The 18782-nt window shown below is 42.4% G+C and carries 14 protein-coding genes; 11 read left to right on the forward strand and 3 right to left on the reverse strand.

Going from position 1 to position 18782, the window contains the following annotated elements:
- Positions 1-37: 37 nt before the first annotated feature.
- Positions 38-1399 (reverse strand): ATP-binding protein, encoded by a 1362-nt coding sequence (locus IJ00_RS17965; protein WP_046814850.1) that lies wholly within the window; start codon positions 1397-1399, stop codon positions 38-40.
- A 778-nt stretch (positions 1400-2177) separates the two neighbouring features.
- Between IJ00_RS17965 and IJ00_RS17970 the strand changes: the two genes are divergently transcribed.
- The 4 genes from IJ00_RS17970 (at position 2178) to IJ00_RS17985 (ending at position 7737) form a co-directional block, all read left to right on the forward strand.
- Positions 2178-3227 (forward strand): permease, encoded by a 1050-nt coding sequence (locus IJ00_RS17970; protein WP_035155188.1) that lies wholly within the window; start codon positions 2178-2180, stop codon positions 3225-3227.
- Between the two features lie 140 nt (positions 3228-3367).
- Positions 3368-4141: a TIGR03943 family protein gene (locus tag IJ00_RS17975; protein ID WP_035155190.1), complete on the forward strand. Its 774-nt coding sequence runs from the start codon at positions 3368-3370 to the stop codon at positions 4139-4141.
- Between the two features lie 180 nt (positions 4142-4321).
- Positions 4322-5821: an Ig-like domain-containing protein gene (locus IJ00_RS17980; protein WP_035155191.1), complete on the forward strand. Its 1500-nt coding sequence runs from the start codon at positions 4322-4324 to the stop codon at positions 5819-5821.
- 224 nt (positions 5822-6045) lie between these two features.
- Positions 6046-7737 carry a hypothetical protein gene (locus IJ00_RS17985; protein WP_035155192.1) on the forward strand — a complete coding sequence of 564 codons (1692 nt, stop codon included), beginning with the start codon at positions 6046-6048 and terminating at the stop codon, positions 7735-7737.
- A 1-nt stretch (position 7738) separates the two neighbouring features.
- Here IJ00_RS17985 and IJ00_RS17990 read toward each other — a convergent pair whose 3' ends face one another.
- Positions 7739-9826 carry an NAD(P)/FAD-dependent oxidoreductase gene (locus IJ00_RS17990; protein WP_035155193.1) on the reverse strand — a complete coding sequence of 696 codons (2088 nt, stop codon included), beginning with the start codon at positions 9824-9826 and terminating at the stop codon, positions 7739-7741.
- A 155-nt stretch (positions 9827-9981) separates the two neighbouring features.
- Here IJ00_RS17990 and IJ00_RS17995 point away from each other — a divergent pair, with 155 nt between their 5' ends.
- Positions 9982-10215, forward strand: a complete 234-nt coding sequence (locus IJ00_RS17995) for a hypothetical protein (RefSeq protein WP_035155194.1) — start codon at positions 9982-9984, stop codon at positions 10213-10215.
- 14 nt (positions 10216-10229) lie between these two features.
- On the opposite strand, the gene cimA is transcribed toward IJ00_RS17995, so the two are convergent.
- A complete protein-coding gene (gene cimA, locus IJ00_RS18000; protein ID WP_046814851.1) occupies positions 10230-11897 on the reverse strand; it encodes a citramalate synthase in 1668 nt (555 codons plus the stop codon).
- A 68-nt stretch (positions 11898-11965) separates the two neighbouring features.
- Between cimA and IJ00_RS18005 the strand changes: the two genes are divergently transcribed.
- The 6 genes from IJ00_RS18005 (at position 11966) to IJ00_RS18030 (ending at position 18498) form a co-directional block, all read left to right on the forward strand.
- Complete coding sequence (locus IJ00_RS18005; protein WP_035155195.1) at positions 11966-12304, forward strand: 2Fe-2S iron-sulfur cluster-binding protein; 339 nt, start codon at positions 11966-11968, stop codon at positions 12302-12304.
- A gap of 17 nt (positions 12305-12321) precedes the next feature.
- On the forward strand, positions 12322-12675 hold the full coding sequence (locus IJ00_RS18010) for a hypothetical protein (RefSeq protein ID WP_035155197.1): 354 nt from the start codon (positions 12322-12324) through the stop codon (positions 12673-12675).
- 305 nt (positions 12676-12980) lie between these two features.
- Entirely contained in the window at positions 12981-14897 is a 1917-nt protein-coding gene (thiO, locus tag IJ00_RS18015) for a glycine oxidase ThiO (protein WP_035155198.1), read from the forward strand.
- Between the two features lie 153 nt (positions 14898-15050).
- Positions 15051-15221, forward strand: a complete 171-nt coding sequence (gene psb34 / locus IJ00_RS28440; protein ID WP_144416056.1) for a photosystem II assembly protein Psb34 — start codon at positions 15051-15053, stop codon at positions 15219-15221.
- 517 nt (positions 15222-15738) lie between these two features.
- Positions 15739-15969, forward strand: coding sequence for a NifU family protein (locus IJ00_RS18020; RefSeq protein ID WP_035155199.1), 231 nt, complete (start codon positions 15739-15741; stop codon positions 15967-15969).
- 294 nt (positions 15970-16263) lie between these two features.
- Positions 16264-18498, forward strand: coding sequence for a glycoside hydrolase (locus tag IJ00_RS18030; protein WP_035155205.1), 2235 nt, complete (start codon positions 16264-16266; stop codon positions 18496-18498).
- The last annotated feature ends 284 nt before the right edge of the window (positions 18499-18782 follow it).

Here is an 18782-nt window from a genome sequence, read left to right on the forward strand (position 1 = left end):
TTAATTCTGTTATGATATTGATTATGATTGGGAAAAATTAATTGCATAATGGTAATAAAATTTCAAATTCTGTTCCTGTATCTAATTGAGAAGAAAAATTGAGTTTTCCTCCATGCCTACCTGTGATAATTCGATAACTCATTGCTAAACTATTTTCTTTATCGACAGTGTTTTGAGTGGAAAAAGAATTAATGATTTTTTCCTTTAACTCATCAGACATTCCTCGACTGTTATCGCTAATACGAATAGAAACCCAACGACTATCGGAATTATTAGTGCTAGATAAACCTTGAGAAATGACAGAAGTCGTAATTTGAATACAAGGTTGAACTGGTGAACATTTTATTTCGGAATTGAATTGTTTACGGACTGCATCGTCGAGTAAAATATCAACAGCTAAACTCAAAATATTCATAAATACTTGGTGTAATTGCCCCATGAAACAATAGACAGGTGGCAAATGACCGTAATCACAAATAATTTGGATTTCCCCTTTAATTCGACTATTAATTAATAATATAATATTATCTATGCAAGCATGGATATCTCCAGGTTTGGGATGAACTTCATCAATGTGGCAAAAGTTTTGTAAACTAGTAACAAGTTTTTTCAATCGGTCTGCACCTTTACGAATACTAGCTAGTGCTTGTGATAAATCTGCTTCGAGAAAATCAAATTCTATTTCTTCTTTAAGATGATTAATTCTATTCGTTTTATTAGGTATTTCTTGTTCGTAAGTATTAATAAGTTTGAGTAAGTCTTGACTGTAATTATCAACGTAGGTTAAATTACCCCAAATAAAACTCACTGGGTCTAAAATTTCGTGAGCAATACCATCTACTAAACGTCCTAGACTAACCATACGCTCATTGCGTAACATTTGGGCTTGACTGCGTTCAAAACGAACTTGAGTTTCAATACCACGGATTTGCCAAGAGGCGGTGTTTAATTCCGGTATAGATAAGATTTTATAGTTGTTGGAAGCGGTTTTGACCACTATTGGTTCTAAAGACAGTTCTGGCGATCGCCTGAGGGCAAATTGCATCGCTGTTAAGATTTTTGTTTTTTCAGATAACTGCAAAATCGGAGTTCGGGAATAACTGTAGATAATACTGAGAGGCTTGTTTAAAAATAACTCTTTCCCGTAGGGGCGAATCATAAATTCCAGCAAGCGACACCGAGACAGCATACCCAGATAATTACCTTCCTCGACTAAGATAACTCCTGGTAAAAAAGGATATTTATCAAAAAATTCAGCCAACAACCTACCACTACAAGTACTTTCTAGCTGGAAATTATATAAAGGTAGTTCTTTAAGGGTAGATTCCAAATCTAAGTCTTCGTTACAAATCTCGGAGAATGTCGGCGGTAAAATATCAGCAACCCAATTTTGTATCACTGAGAATCCTGGTATAAAAAGTACAATTTAATTAGTCACCCATTTTAGCTTCTTTTTCGATAATATAGGGGCTGATGAAAATACAGAGGTGACCGCAAAAAATAATACTGACAATCCTAAGTGTTACACCTTAATTAATAGGATGTTAGCGGAGCTGCCTTGAAAATAGATAGGTAAATTCAATAGCTTAATTTATCTATGTTGCTCATAATTGCTATTTAATTAAACTACTTCTGGCAAAAAAACTTGTAAATCACTCTGTTGGCTGCGGTGATCCCCGAAAAATGAAAGCATGATGAAGTTTCGATGAAAAGTAATTGAAAGTAGACAATTTTCTGTGAATAACTGTAAACCTATGAAAATCGTTGAAAACTCAGTATCCCGGCAGTTGTCAAGGGAAAAATCTGATTCCTGAAGAAGTGACTTTGGTTCAGAACCGTGGAAAAAGTGCGACAATCTAGAATTACAATTGTCAGTTTCCTTGACTCTATTTTTTCTATGGAGGCAAGTAAAAATTACTAAAGCTCAATCTTAGAGGCGTCGCCCTCAATAAAATGAGATGAAAAACTGATTTTCTGATTAATATTTTCTACCCTATGGGAGTAGCACTTTGTACAGTTTCTGAGTCGGAAAACTTGAACAGGAAAAGGGGATAGGGTATTTTCTATCCTTATAGAACCTGAAACAAGTTGTAATACTATGCACAAGCGATCGCCGTTTCGATAAAATGGCTTGCCAAAACCTCAATTCTTTTTACCGCTTGAACTAAGCGACATCCATGAATCAACTGCACAATGGTTTTACCCTATTTCTCAGTTTGCTAGTCGAAGCAATTCCATTTTTGCTACTGGGAGTATTGTTTTCTAGTTTCCTAATGTTTTTCATTGATGAACGGAAACTAGTGGCTGTAATGCCAAAGAATCCGCTTTTGGGTGCATTTGTAGGAAGTTTAGTCGGGTTTTTGTTTCCGGTGTGCGAATGTGGTAATGTACCTGTGGCAAGAAGAATGTTGATGCAGGGAGTCCCAACACCAGTAGCAATTGGCTTTTTACTAGCAGCACCAACGATAAATCCTATCGTGATTTGGTCTACCTGGATAGCTTTTCGGGATCAGCCAGAAATTGTCGTTCTACGTGTAGTATTTTCCCTGATGATTGCGACGATTATTGGTTTTGTCTTCAGTTTTCAAAAGGACTTAAGCAAGATTGTCCAACCAGCGATCGCCCGCTACTTAAAATATAATCCCCCTAGTGTCACAGACAAAAAAGGTCGTTCCTATAATAATTCTGCATCTCAAACTGGCACCTCATCGTTATTGCAGTCAGGGACATATTTTCTGGGTGGCAAAGGAACACAGCAAATCGTCGATGCTAACGCATTACAAGCAGAGATGATGGTATCGGTTGCTCACAAACCTATGGCTGATAAATGGCGGTTATTACTAGAAAACGTAATTCAGGAATTGCGAGAATTAGGAGCGGTGATGGTAATTGGTAGTGCGATCGCTGCTGCAATTCAAGTATTCGCACCTCGTGATTTAATTTTGAGCTTGGGTGCTGGTCCGATTAGTTCTATTTCTACTATGCTAATGCTGGCGGTAGTTGTTTCCATTTGTTCTACCGTTGATTCCTTTTTTGCCCTATCCTTTGCCTCAACTTTTACTAGTGGTTCTCTCTTAGCATTTCTCGTTTTTGGACCCATGGTAGACATTAAAGGTATTGGGTTAATGCTCTCAATTTTCAAGCCGAAAGCACTAATTTATCTATTTCTAATCGCCGCACAATTAACTTTTCTTTTGACTTTAATCATGAATCTGCATTTTATTTAGTTGTATGATTATCTCTTTGCCTATTCAGATGAAAATTTCTATAATCTAATCACTCATACGGAGATAATAACGGGGCAATATCCTGACATCTACATCTAAATAGCTTCACCTTCACTCACACATTTAAAATTGCAAATTCTATGACGGCTATCCCTCGACCTAAATCTCAATTTCCCCAGCGATTCCTACCTTGGCTAGATGTATTAGCAATTACGGCTTGGGGTATTCTACTTTTAAAGTACTTTTTCACTGGTAAGCTAAATCTCCTAATTCACCCTAATTATTTTTGGTTAGTTAATGTTGCAGCGATTGGCTTACTAATTGTCAGCTTTTTCAAAACCAAGCAACTATTAAAAAAACGTCGTGTCGATAATCTTCCGAATGTTCAGCATTTGGCAGTATTTCCTCCTGGTTGGGGCAGTACTTTACTCATAATCACAGCAATTTTAGGGTTTATTATTTCCCCCCAAGTCTTTGCCAGTGATAAAGCATTAAAAAGAGATGTCAGTGACTTGTTAGGTTCTACCCGCGTCAAACCCCAAGCATTTCGGACTTCTGTGCGTCCAGAAGAGCGATCGCTGGTAGATTGGGTACGGACTTTAAATGTTTATCCAGAACCCGATGCTTATACCGGACAAAAAGCCAAAGTCCAAGGTTTTGTGATTCATCCATCAGACTTAACCAAGGAATATCTGTTTTTAGCACGTTTTGTCCTGACTTGTTGCGCTGCGGATGCTTATCCTATTGGTTTACCCGTAAAACTGGGAACGACAAGGGAAGAATATCCCGCAGATACCTGGTTAGAAATTGAAGGGAAAATGACTACAGAAACTCTCAATGGGAAACGGCAACTGACTATTTCTCCTACTTCTATCAAGAAAATTGACCAACCGAAAACCCCCTATTCTTATTAAATCGGTAATAGGGAACAGAGAAAAGTGGTTTTTGGAAAACTTTCACAAGGGTGTAGGATATTCCCATCTATGGCAAGAACCTGGTTGTCTCCCTAGTAATGGACAGCCTTGAATATATATTTCGTTTTATAAATGCTTTCTCGGTAAAAGAACTCTCCATCGTTAAACCTGACAAGTGGAATGACAAGTAGAACTTCGATTCAACCTTTAGACAGAATTGCGATCGCCTTAATTTTACTCCTAACTCTGGCGATTGGTTTAGTCATATCCCAGGGTGATGCAGTTAAAGCTAGTGTACGTAGCTTTAGTTGGCAAAATCAACAAATTGGTGCAGATGATACATCCTTTACGCTCACCTTTAGTCGTCCGATGGAGACGAAAACAGTAGAGGAAAATATTAAACTTGACCCACCTCTGGCAGGTAAAATTAGCTGGGCTGGACGGCGGATGGTGTATACTTTGCTGACACCTGCACCCTATGGCACTAACTACAAAGTGCAGCTGGAAAATGCTAAAGATAAATTTTCTGCCAAAGAGGGAATTAACCGAGTTATTCAACCTTTTAGCGGTACATTTAAAACCCGCGATCGCGCTCTCCTTTACATCAGTTCCGCACCCCAAGAACAAGGACAACTAGTATTATATAATTTGACTCAAGGGCAACAAAAGGTACTTACCCCTAAAGACTTGGTAGTCATGGATTTTATCCCCTTTCCTGATGGTAAGAAAATCCTCTTTTCTGCCCGGACTACTAAAAATCAAGATATTTTATCTGCTCAATTATATACAGTTACTACAGGTGTTTACACGGATGAAGGCAAAGAGGCGATCGCTGCGGGTAAGGTAGATTTAGTCCTAGATAGTAAGGATTACCAAAACCTCAAATTTGACCTTTCCCCAGACGGTAAAACTATCGTTGTACAACGTGGTAATAAATCTAACCCCGGTGACTTTGGCTTGTGGATGCTACCCTCTGATACCAGCAATTCCCGTGAACCACAGAAACCCACACCTGTAAAAAGTAAGCCCGGTGGTGATTTTATGATCACACCCGATAGCCAAGCTGTGGCAGTTGCCCAAGGTGAAGGAACCGCGATTTTAGCCTTACAAAAAGATGCCGAAAAGCCCCTAGATTTTCTGCCTCAATTCGGCTTAGTGCAAGCTTTTACACGGGATGGCACTCAAGCAGCTATGGTCAAATTTAATACTGACTACACCCGCGACTTATTCCTTGTTACTAACCAAGGGACGCAGAAACAACTACTTAAAACCACTGGTTCGATTTTAAGCTGTCAGTTTGATATTGCTTCTCCGACTCTTTACTGTCTAGTCACCCAGCTATTACCAGGACAAACCTACCAAGAGCAACCCTATTTAGTGGCAATTGATACCAAGACAGCACAGCAAAAACCATTGATTGTCCTCCCCGCAGAGCAACGTAATGTCCAAATGAACTTATCCCCCGACGGTTTGGGTTTACTATTTGATCAAGTGGTACCTCAAACATCACCTTCCCCCACACCCAACAGTCAAATTTTGACAACAGAAGATGGACAGGCGATCGCTAGTAGTAGTCTATGGTTAATGCCACTCACACCCATTGCAGATCCAGAAGCGGCAGCAGATATTAAACCACAAAAACTACCCCTTGTGGGCTTCCATCCCCGGTGGTTGCCATAGGTTTTATCTAGATGTTCAGGATAGATGACAAATTTCCTTACACTATTTAAAATTTTGTATTTTACACTCCAAGTGCAGGCAAGCTATAACTTACAAAAGATTAATTATCTGCACTCAGGCAGAACCATACTTGCCTTCTGGGGTAGATTTTGATAAGACTGCATTGGTGAATTATGCGATCGCCACTTCTATTTTTTAACTTATAAGTTGGTGGGTGAAGAGTGATGAATGAATCGGACACCCCAAATCATGGGGATTTAATGCAACCCCACAATTCGACTGATGCACCACAAAAGCAACAGGTGAGTTGTCCTTTTTACAATGTACTGCCCAGCGAGAAACGAATTACTTCTCAAATTCCTCTGTTGTCTCCAGCATCTCAGGAAAATCATCAAATACAGCAATTAGAGTCTTCTGTGGAATCCCCCCACTCAAATATCGATATCCAGGAGAACTCAACAATTACTACTCTTGATGTCGAATCTTCCCCTGTTGTGGAGTTATTTCCAAAGGAAGCGCAACAACTAGAATCATCCCCCGTTGCTGAGTTATTTCCAAAGGAAGCGCAACAAATAGAATCATCCCCCGTTGCTGAGTTATTCCCAGAGAAACCACAACAAATAGAATCTTCCCCAATATCGGAATTAACAGGGGAACAAACAACACAATCGGTACAACCACCTGATTGGATTGCTGAACCCGATATTGAGAAACAAAAGTTAATTGACACAGAATTTCAAAAACTGCTGGAATTAAACCAAGAATTGCAGTCTGCGAATAATAATTTATATACCCAGGTTGCCGAACTTACCTCAGCACTATCAGAATCAGAAAAAACATTACAAAAACAAAAACAACGCACTAGTATTGCAGAATCCATACTCAACCAACAAACTCAAGAATTAACTGCTGCGCAAGAACAAATAACCTCTTTGTTCCAACAGTTGGAAACTGCTTTACAAACCGCCCAACACCAAGAAACATTAGCAGAAACCTATAAAGCTCAGTTAGAACTCAATCAACAACGTTTAGCCCAATTAGAGCGGGAATGTAGCCTATTACAAACCAAATATAGCGAACAATCCCATCAGTTAATGCAGTCAGAAAACTCTTGCCGAGAATTGCGTACACGTTTAATGCGGCAACAACGCCAAACTTTGCAATTTAAAGCAGCTTTAGAAAAGTGTTTGGAAACCTCTGTACCTGGGGAAGAGACTACAGATACGACATCAGCTTTTAGCGACAATATCCAGAAAAAAAGATATTCCCAACTCCACACTTCCCTCATCTCCCATGCTCAACCCATTAAACCCTGGTCAAAATCACTAGAGTTTAGTGATGATGAGTTAGAAAACCCTTGGGATGAACCTATCATACCTGCAAATTCCCCAACATCAGCAACGACAGACTTGACAGAAATTGCGAAAAAATTTGTTCCTAACTCGGAAGTTAAAGAACCAGCATCTGCCAATGTTGATAGTCATACCAAACAACCAGAAAATTTGGGAGAACAACTAGAAAATGTGATTCAGATGTTTTTTGCTCATCAAAATACATCCATTCCATCCCAACCACCAACTCTCCATACTCCAGTAACTGACACCCAAGAATTTAACCAAGAAATAGTACCAATTTGGGAAACTTTTTCCACTCCTCTGCATGATGAAGAGGAAGAAGAAACCCTGATTACAACTACTATTAACGTGGAGACAAACCCTCCCCAGTCAACGGATTTCTGGCTGGAAGTTTCGCAGTTATCACAACCGGAAGCATCCACACCAGAGACTCAGCAGTCATTTGAGGTGGAAGAGACTGCCAACAATTCTCCCTCGCCACTGATTTATCCGCAACGTCAATCCAGGGGACGTAAAACACTGGCAGCAGTAGAGTTACCGAATTTCCGCAAAAATGGGTAATTTATCGACTATTAACTACAGGTTTGGATATTGGCACTTTTTTGAGTTGCTTGATTTCCAGATTTTGGGGTTTTCCCTTACCTGTAATCAGAGCATAGTTAATTGTCAGTAACTTTAACCAAAGTGCAGGGTTATGCTGTTCTAACCAGGGTTGTACTTTGGTAATAAAAGCTGGAAACCAACCGTTGAGTAGTGCCATTACCAGGGTATGACGGGTAAAATCTAGATAATTTCCTAGCCAACGCCATAAATCTTGAGTACCTGTGAGTTGCCAAATCCATAAAAGTAGGGCAGGGTTGTTTTTGGCTGCTTTCAGAGCTAGACGATTAAAAGTCAACCAGTTAAATCTATCTTTAATAAAGTCATCGGCAATTTCCTGGGGTTCTCCTGCCAATAGTCCAAAAAAGTTGTTCAGCATGGCATTGATACGCTCTGGGGCAAGAGTTTTGCCTGTGGGAACCATCATACCCTTAGAAAACATCCAGGTGACTGCTATATTGCTCTGGGAGGCACGAATTTGGTTGAGATGCTTAAATTGCAGTAAATCGTGTTTCAGGGCAGTGTCGAGCAATTGCGTCAGACGTTCTAGGTTCCTTACTAGGGAGCCAAAACCAGTGAATACTAGGGGTGACTGGAGAGAAGCCGCATCTCCAATGGCAACTAACCTGTCAACAGCGACGGTGCGATCGCTACTGCTGAAATGTCCAGGTATGTAACCAAAGGTGGCTTTCTTCCACACCAATTTATCCATATCGCAACGACGATACTCTGGCAAAATGGCGAAGAAGTCTTCATACATTTCCAGCAAAGAACCAGGATTTTCGGGGTGAACTTGGTGATAGTGGAACAGATAAAATGTCAACTCTTCATCCGCACCAGGAAATAATTCCCAAATTAATTGCCGCCCTCGTGAGATATCACCGTGACTGTTGAGAACATCTCCGTACTGAGAATCCCACACCCCTGGAGCAAAACCTTTCTCAATTACTGCCCCCACCGTAGGACAAACACTATCAAATGCGCGATCGCCATTCAATTGCCAAGCAATCGGAGAAGCTGTTCCCATGGCATCGACTAACAATCGTCCAGTAACTTGTGTTGTCTCACCAGTTTTGAGGTACTTGACAGATATTTTAATTTGTGTATGATAAATATCTGCCTGAATAAATTCTGTTTCGTCAAAAATGTCTCCGCCAGCATTTCGCAATTTTTGTCCACAGAGTTGCAGTAACTTCTCTGAATCTAAGCCTATATTGAGAACTGTTGGCGTATGTAAAACTGGAGCTTTCAGGTGGGGAGGATTATTACCATCAAAAAACTTATTGAAGCCGTCTTGATACTCCCTAGCAATAATTGACTCCAGTTCTGCCGTCGTCAGTAACCCCAAATTTATCAAACTTTGGATTTCATCACGAGAAATGTTCCATTCCCGGTTCATTCGTCCAAAGGGCAATCGTTCCACCAACAGAACCTTATAGCCTAACTGTGCCATCACCGCAGCATGGATGACACCGAGGGCACCACCAATATAAATCAGATCGTAGGTGGGAGGATTTTGGGTAATGCTTCCCGATTCTCCAGGGTGATTAAATAATACTTGCTTCGGTTTTTGCGGGTTTTTTACCCCTTCACGCCAACGCTGTTCCCACCAGTACACTCGTTGTAGATCGTACTCTCCATTTGGTATTCTCTGAAAATATTTGACCGTGAGAGGATAATCGGCAGCAAGAGCGGTAAAAATAGATTGTTGTGATAAATCTATCTGGGGTGGAGCCGGATAACGATTGGGAAAGCGGTGTTTGATGGCAGTAGTCAAGCCTTGCAGAATTTGTTTCTCCTGGGGAAAGGGTTGATTTCCCCAACGAAAAACTTTTAAGTAGGTGCTACGCTGGACAGACCAAATAAATAGAGAAAGTTCGACTTCTTCCGGAATTACACCCAACTGCTGTGTATTTTTTCTCGTTCTCAGACGAAAACCATCCGGTGTCTGCACTTTTTCCCCATTTACCGGTGCAAACTCGGTTTGTAACCAGCGCAGAACACAATCTGTATCTGGAGTCGGAACCTCTAAATAAAGTATCTCTCGCATTTGTCTCCTCATCGGCAAATCTATGCATTAAGACAGATTCAAAAAAAGCTCAGGTGCGCTAAACTTCGCCCTACAAGTTAAATAAGAAATCAATCAAGAAATATTAAGACTTTCTCTGATTAGTTGCTCATATTATCGTTCTATAACCTCACACCATGAATTATCCTATCCCAGACAGCCCTCAACAAATCTTTGAACTCAGACAAAATCACGTTGATGAAGAACTAGTTGCCGCAGCGATCGCCGGAGTGATTAAATATGTCCATGCCCAAGGGCAATCCCTGGACGAGTTGACAGCCCAATTACTTGCTGATGACAGTTTGCTTGACAAACAGCAACGACGTTGGTTGAGCCAATTAGTCGCCCAAGCTTGGGAAAGTTTTACATAGTGAATGACAGGTGTTTAAATACCCGACTTGCGGGAAAAGTTGGGTATGGGGGAGTAAACCTTCACGGTTGGTGATTGCTGCTGTAACATTAACCCATATTCCAGACCCTCTACGACAGCTTGGTAAGAGGCTGCCAGAATATTAGGTGATACCCCCACCGTCGTCCAACGTTGAAAACCATTGCCAGACTCAACTAATACACGGGTTTTTGCTGCCGTTCCCGTATGTCCATTCAGAATCCGCACCTTATAATCGGTAAGTTCAAAGTTGGCAATTTGCGGATAAAAGTTTACCAAAGCCTTACGTAAAGCTGCATCCAGAGCTGCAACTGGACCGTTACCTTCCGCCGCTTCCAGGATATCCTGACCATTGACGGTAACTTTGACTGTAGCTAAAGCATTACTATCAGTTTCTCCTTGTACCAAGTCACAATGCACCTGGAAACCTTTAATCGCAAAGAATAACTGACGACTGTTGAGAGCTTCCCGCATTAATAATTCAAAACTTGCCTCTGCCGCTTCAAATTGATAACCTTCTTGCTCTAAATCCTTCATGCGAGCCAGAATTTGCCGAGTTGCAGGGTGATTTTTATCTAAATCTATACCAAATGTCCTAGCTTTAGCGATGACATTACTGACACCAGCTTGTTCAGAAATCACGATACGGCGATTATTACCAACCTGCTCTGGGGAAATATGCTCATAGGTGAGGGGGTTGCGTTCCACAGCCGAAACATGAATTCCTCCCTTGTGGGCAAAAGCCGATCGCCCGACAAAAGGCGCATGTTCATCAGGTGCTAAATTTACTACCTCACTGACAAATCTACTTGTATCAGCAATTTGGGCAAGCTTTTGTACGTCGATACATTCATATCCTAGCTTTAATTGCAGGTTAGGAATTAAAGAACAGAGGTTAGCATTACCACAGCGTTCTCCGTAGCCGTTGATGGTTCCCTGTACCATTTTGGCTCCAGCTATCACAGCCGCGATCGCGTTTGCCACTGCCGTATCCGAATCATTATGAGTATGGATACCAATGTGAGGAATAGTCATCCGTTGACTACCAACCACAGACAAATTCGCCCTCACATCCTCCACAATCTGTGATACCTCATGGGGTAGGCAACCACCGTTAGTATCACACAGAACTAACCACTCAGCCCCAGCCAACATCGCCGTTTCCAAAGTCATCAGGGCATATTCGGGATTATTCTTATAACCATCAAACCAGTGTTCCGCATCGTAAATTACCTGCCTGCCCTGGGAACAAAGATATTCAATAGTGTCCCGGATCATAGCTAAATTTTCTGGTAAAGTAGTCTTGATTCCTTCTGTTACGTGTAAATCCCAAGACTTACCAAAAATTGTCACCCAGCGCGTACCAGCAGCCAAAATTGCCTGTAACATAGATTCTTCCCTCGCCATTGTCTGAGGGCGACGAGTCGAACAAAAAGCAACCACCTCTGCTTGTTCAAGAGGTTCTTCCTGTAACTGCCAAAAAAATTGTACATCTTTGGGATTAGCTCCGGGCCAGCCACCTTCAATGAAGGGAACTCCCAACTGATCTAACCGTCGAGCAATGCGGAGTTTATCCTCTGTAGAAACAGATAAACCCTCACGCTGAGTACCATCTCGAAGAGTAGTATCGTATATCCAAACTTGTTGTGCAGAATTTGCAGTCATAGGACTCAGTGTAGAGACAATGTTTGTAGCGATGTGTCAAGATACAACAAAAAACCAGTTTATTGCCGATGCCTAAAGTAGTAGCTCAAGGAAAAGTCATTGAGTGTCAACCCGGAGTCAACCTGCGGAAAATTTTGCTGCAAAATGGTATTGACCTCTACAATAGCGGTGCTAAGGTAATAAACTGTCGGGGAATTGGCAGTTGTGGAACCTGTGCAGTGCAAATTGCAGGCGAAGTCTCCCAGGTAAACTGGCGTGATCAAGCGCGGCGTTCCCTTCCTCCCCATTCTCCTACAAAAGACTTACGTCTAGCCTGCCAAACTCAGGTTTTGGGTGATATAAGAGTTACAAAATATGATGGATTTTGGGGACAAGGTTCTCAAATCCTTTGGACACCAGAAGGTTAACAAGGAGCAATAAAATTATGGGAAGATGGACACCATTAATTCTGATGGCTGGGGGTTTGGCAATTCTCTTGGGTACATTGCTGGGGATCAGCTTTCCCATGGGACAACAGAGCGCTCAAGCTCCCGCACAAAGAAATCAGGAGTCGAAGGTTCTCCCCGCTAACATTAATGTTAACAGTACAGCATCAGATAACGGTTCTAGCAATCGCAACCGTACCAGCGTAGCGCAAAACAACGCTCCGGAAGAGACTACCCCCGATGCAACTGATAGCACTACTACCGCTCAGGATACAACTCCTAGCCGTGGCGTTCCTACCAATGATACAACCGAAACTCCCACCAAAAACGAGCCAATTCGTGCTTTGTGGTAACAGTTAGGTGGTGAGTAGTGACTGTCATATGCCAAGCTACTGACTCATTACTCATTCCCTGTTATTGGTTAGAAGTTATCAGTTTTAAGTTATGAGTAATAGTTAGGTGAGTTCTTCGGAACTAGAGATAACTGATGAAACATAGTAATGGCTAATGGTTGATTGCTGAATGCAAGATGCTATTAGCCATTAGCTATCAGCAATGATTCATGATTTGGAGAGTGATTTTCCTATGGTGAGATTTTCTTAATTATCTCTATTTCTTAACTTTTGCAGTGTGACTAACAACTATTGACAAATAACTCATGACTAGGGACTGTTTGATTATTGGTGGTGGCATCATTGGTTTGGCGATCGCCGTGGAATTACAATCACGGGGGATGAAGGTGAGAGTAATTAGCCGTGATTCCCATAGTGCTGCTGCTTATGCTGCTGCGGGAATGCTGGCTCCGGATGCTGAGAATATCACCACGGGGGCGATGCAAGAATTATGTTGGCGATCGCGCGCGCTCTACCCAGAATGGACGGGAAAACTGGAGAGAATGACAGGTTTAAGTCCTGGATATTGGGCTTGTGGTATCCTGGCTCCCGTTTTTAATGCCCCTGCCCATCCTAACTCTGCCCACTGGCTAGATCAAGCTACCATTCACCAATATCAGCTGGGGTTAGGTGAGTCTGTTATCGGCGGTTACTGGTATCCGGAAGATGCTCAGGTAGATAATCGTGCCTTGGTAAAAGTTTTACTCGCTGCTGCCTACCATCTCGGTGTGGAAATCCAGGAAGGGGTAGAAGTTTTGGGGATTATGCAACAGGGAGGACAGGTTTCTGGAGTACAAACTGATACAGAAATTATCCGTGCTAATCACTATATTCTGGCGGCTGGAGCCTGGGTAAATCAAGTCTTTCCCCTACCTGTACGCCCCCGGAAAGGGCAAATGCTGAGTTTGCGAGTCCCCGACTCAGAAACAGAATTACTACCTCTGACACGAGTATTATTTGGTGAAGATATATACATTGTTCCGCGCCGCGATCGCCGAATTATTATCGGTGCAACTGTGGAAGATGTGGGCTTTATCCCTGATAATACTCCTGCTGGGTTAAATCAACTTCTCCAAGGGGCTATTCGTTTATACCCTCGCCTCAAAGATTATCCAATTACAGAAACCTGGTGGGGTTTTCGTCCCACAACAACCGATGAATTGCCCATTTTGGGCACTAGTCCCTGTGAAAATCTTACCCTCGCCACAGGACACCATCGTAACGGTATTTTACTCGCACCCATTACCGCCCAATTAATTGCCGATTTGATTTGTCAGCAACAAACCGATTCTTTACTCAACCACTTCCACTATTCTCGCTTCCATTCCCCCATGCTATCTTTTCCCTCCCCTGTAACAACTGCCCCCTCCCCAGTGAATTCTTCCCCAATTGCTGATACTCCCCTCACCATTGCCGGAAAAACCTTTAAATCTCGTCTGATGACGGGAACAGGAAAATATCGCAGCATCCAAGAAATGCAGCAAAGTGTCATTGCTAGCGGTTGTGAAATTGTCACCGTCGCAGTACGCAGAGTTCAAACCCACGCTCCAGGGCATGAAGGGTTAGCAGAGGCGTTAGACTGGTCAAAAATCTGGATGTTACCCAATACTGCTGGCTGCAAAACCGCAGAGGAAGCAGTGCGGGTGGCGCGACTAGGACGGGAAATGGCGAAATTATTAGGACAGGAAGATAATAACTTTATCAAACTAGAAGTTATTCCCGATGCTAAGTATCTCTTACCTGACCCGATTGGGACTCTACAGGCAGCAGAACAGTTAGTCAAGGAAGGTTTTGCCGTTTTACCCTATATCAATGCTGACCCCATACTGGCAAAGCACCTAGAAGCCGCAGGTTGTGCCACGGTGATGCCCCTAGCAGCCCCCATTGGTTCGGGACAGGGTTTAAAAACGGCTGCGAATATCCAGATAATTATTGAGAATGCCCAGGTTCCCGTGGTTGTGGATGCCGGTATTGGTTCCCCCTCAGAAGCCGCTCAAGCCATGGAAATGGGTGCCGATGCATTGTTAATTAATAGCGCGATCGCCCTTGCCGAAAATGCCCCCGCTATGGCATATGCCATGAATTTAGCCGCGATCGCTGGACGGACAGGTTATCTTGCTGGAAGAATGCCCACAAAGGATTATGCCAGTGCTTCTTCTCCTGTCACAGGAACTATTAATTAAAGGATAAAGAGAAGCAAAAGATAAATATTTGTATCTTTTTTGTGTGTTTACTTTACCTTTCTCATTCCTTTGTAACGATTTATCTCTGAAGGCAGGAGTCTATATGACTGTTTTGTAACATGAGAAAAATGTGCTGTGTGAAGGAATTAATTCATGCCCTATACAACTGATGAAGGCGGTCTTTTAAACAATTTTGCCCGTGAACCTAAGATATATCAATCAGAGCCCGCTACCGCCTCGCAGAAACGGAATCTGCTCATTGTCGCAGTAGTGGCTTGTGTTTTAGTTGGTGGTTTAATTGCAGTCGCCTTCTCTGTTTCCTAAAAACTGTTAAATAATTATTTTCAAAAATCAACTTTGGTGAGATAACTGGTTCCGTGAATTGCGGAACCTTTTTTATGAAGCTGGGAAATTTTACTGCCTGACTAAAAGCAACAGCAATTCCATAAAAAATTAAATATTTTAATTGGTGATTGGGAGACTTTCAGATTTCACAGATGAGGATAACAATATTCCTTACTCCTACCCCGTATCCTCACTTTTTACTATTCCACCAATAAAATTTTGACTGGTAAATTAACCTTACTCCTTACTCCTTCCTCCTTCCTTCTTACTCCTTCCTCCTTCCTCCTTACCCCTACATGTCTAAAAATTCTAATCTGCTGAAATTCTCACTTGATAAATTAGCAGTATAGATATTTACCTATTCTCCAGCTAGAAAACCATAATTCTCCATGGCATTCTATAGATATCTTGGAGACAGATATCGTTGCAATTTAGTTTAGGATCTAGTAGAGAAACTTTGAGATAAATATTTTGCAGTTGCAAGGGGTTTACAGCTATGGAATTGACAATAGATAACGTGGAAACCGTTCTCGATGAAATGCGCCCTTACCTGATATCTGATGGTGGAAACGTGGAGCTAGTAGAAATTGATGGTCCAATTGTGAAGCTGCGTTTACAAGGCGCTTGTGGTTCCTGCCCCAGTTCTACCATGACTCTGAGAATGGGTATTGAGCGTCGTCTTAGAGAAATGATTCCAGAAATTGCCGAAGTTGAGCAAATCATGTAGAAAACTACTTATCACAGTCAAGTCAGGGGGAAAGAATCAGGGTAAAAGGGTGTTGATACCTACTCCCTATTATCTTTCCCCTTTGCTCTTCCAGAAAAAATCTATTTTTTGTCAGAGGTTTCGTGATTAGAGAATAGGGAATAATGATTAAGGAATGGGGAATGGGAAATAAGGAATAGGCAATGAAGAACGGGGAGGTCAGAATTCCGAGGTCAGATTGTTGCATCTCCATGTATCATCCCTTAAGACTTAACCTTTAACCCTTCCCTTTGCCCTTCTCTATATAAATTATCTATGTCTCATCCGCTTTACGTTGCTTTTGTTTGGCATCAGCACCAACCACTTTACAAATCCCCAGAAAATAGTATTTCCACCTCTGTTCAGCAAAATTACCGTCTGCCTTGGGTAAGGTTGCATGGTGTCAAAGATTACTTAGATTTAGTCTTAATTTTAGAAAAGTATCCTAAGTTGCATCAAACTGTGAATCTAGTACCCTCATTGATTTTGCAGTTAGAAGATTATGTTGCGGGTACAGCCTTTGACCCCTATTTAGAAGCAACTTTAACACCCTGTGAGCGTTTAACTAGCGATCGCCGTCGTTTTATCATCCAGCATTTTTTTGATGCCAATCACCACACCCTGATTGACCCCCATCCCCGCTATGCTCAATTGTACTATCAGCGTCAGGAACAAGGGATAGATTGGTGTTTAGCCAATTGGCAGGAACAGGACTATAGCGATTTACTAGCTTGGCATAATCTAGCTTGGATAGATCCTCTATTTTGGGATGATAGGGAAATTGCTGCTTGGTTACATCAAGGGCGAGATTTTTCCTTGAGCGATCGCCAGCGTATTTACTCCAAACAACGGGAAATTATCAGCCGGATTTTGCCCCAACATCGGCAAATGCAAGCTAACGGGCAATTAGAAGTTACCACCACACCCTATACCCACCCAATTTTACCCTTACTTGCCAATACGGATGCAGGTCGGGTAGCTGTGCCCAATATGACTTTGCCAATCAGTAAATTTAGCTGGGCAGAAGACATTCCCCGCCACCTACAAAAAGCCTGGGATATTTATTTAGATAGGTTTGGCTGTACACCACGGGGACTATGGCCCTCAGAACAATCCGTCAGCCCGGAAATTCTCCCGTATATCAGCAAACAGGGTTTTCAGTGGATTATCTCCGATGAGGCGGTTTTGGGCTGGACATTAAAACATTTTTTCCATCGGGATGGAGCAGGTAACGTCCAAGAACCAGATTTACTCTATCGCCCCTACCGTCTAGAAACACCAACGGGAGATTTAGCCATCGTTTTCCGTGATCACCGCTTATCCGATTTAATTGGCTTTACCTACAGTTCCATGCCTCCCAAACAAGCAGCAGCCGATTTAGTGGGACACCTACAGGCGATCGCCAGAATGCAAAGAGAACGAGAACCCGAACAACCCTGGTTAGTTACCATTGCCTTAGATGGAGAAAACTGCTGGGAATTCTACCCCCAAGATGGTAAACCTTTCCTCGAAGCTTTATACGAAAGCCTCAGCCACGAAACCCACCTCAAACTAGTCACCGTTGCGGAATTCCTCGACCAATTCCCAGCCACTGCCAAAATTCCTAGCGCTCAGTTACACAGTGGTTCCTGGGTAGATGGTAGTTTTACCACCTGGATCGGCGACCCCGCAAAAAACCGTGCCTGGGACTACCTCACCGCCGCCAGACAAGTCTTAGCCAGCCATCCCGAAGCCACAGAAGAAAACAACCCCGCAGCCTGGGAAGCACTCTATGCAGCCGAAGGCTCTGATTGGTTCTGGTGGTTTGGTGAGGGGCATTCCTCCAATCAAGATGAAATTTTTGACCAGTTGTTTCGAGAACACCTCTGTGGCATCTACGAAGCCCTGAATGAACCCGTACCCCCCTATCTCCAACTATCCGTAGATGTTCATCAAACCCGCGCCGATCATCGTCCCCAAAGCTTTATCCATCCAGTGATTGATGGAAGAGGAGACGAGCAAGATTGGGATAAAGCTGGACGTATTGAAGTTGGCGGTGCTAGGGGAACAATGCACAACAGCAGCCCCATTCAGCGTTTATGGTACGGTGTCGATCACTTTAATTTCTACGTGCGGGTAGACTTTAAAACGGGAGTGCAGCCAGGAAAAGGTTTAGCACCAGAGTTAAATCTGCTGTGGTTTTATCCCAATCAAACTATGCACAACAGCCCCATTCCCGTCGCCGAAGTGCCTGACATGGCTCCGGTAAATTACTTATTCCATCACCATTTAGAAATTAACTTACTCACACAATCCATTCAGTTTCGAGAAGCCGCAGAACATTACCAATGGCTACCTCGCGCCAGTCGTGCCCAAGTTGCTGTAGATAAATGTTTGGAAGTCGCTATTCCCTGGGCAGATTTACAAGTGCCACCAGACTATCCCCTACGGCTAGTTCTCGTTCTCTCAGAGGAAGGACAATATTGTGACTATCTTCCGGAAAATACCTTGATAAATATCGAAGTTCCCTAAGTCGCAATATTGGGGAGAGGGGATATTCTTCAGGTTCCTCCTTCCCATCTCCGTAAAAACCTCATCCGGAAAGATTTTCCATAAAGTTTTATCAATCAAAAATCAAAAAACGTTAGGATTTGACAAAGATTCGCCCTTAGCGCTAGCAGATTTATTTATTTCTGGCTAAATTAAAAACATTCTTGTATGACTTTCACAACTGGCACATATCCCAGGTTGATAGTGAGTATTTTCAGCTAACTACGAACTAGCAGTCTTTGAGATATGAAACTTGTGTCAGTCCC

Origin of the sequence: Calothrix sp. 336/3, assembly GCF_000734895.2 — a bacterium.
Classification (GTDB): Bacteria; Cyanobacteriota; Cyanobacteriia; order Cyanobacteriales; family Nostocaceae; genus 336-3.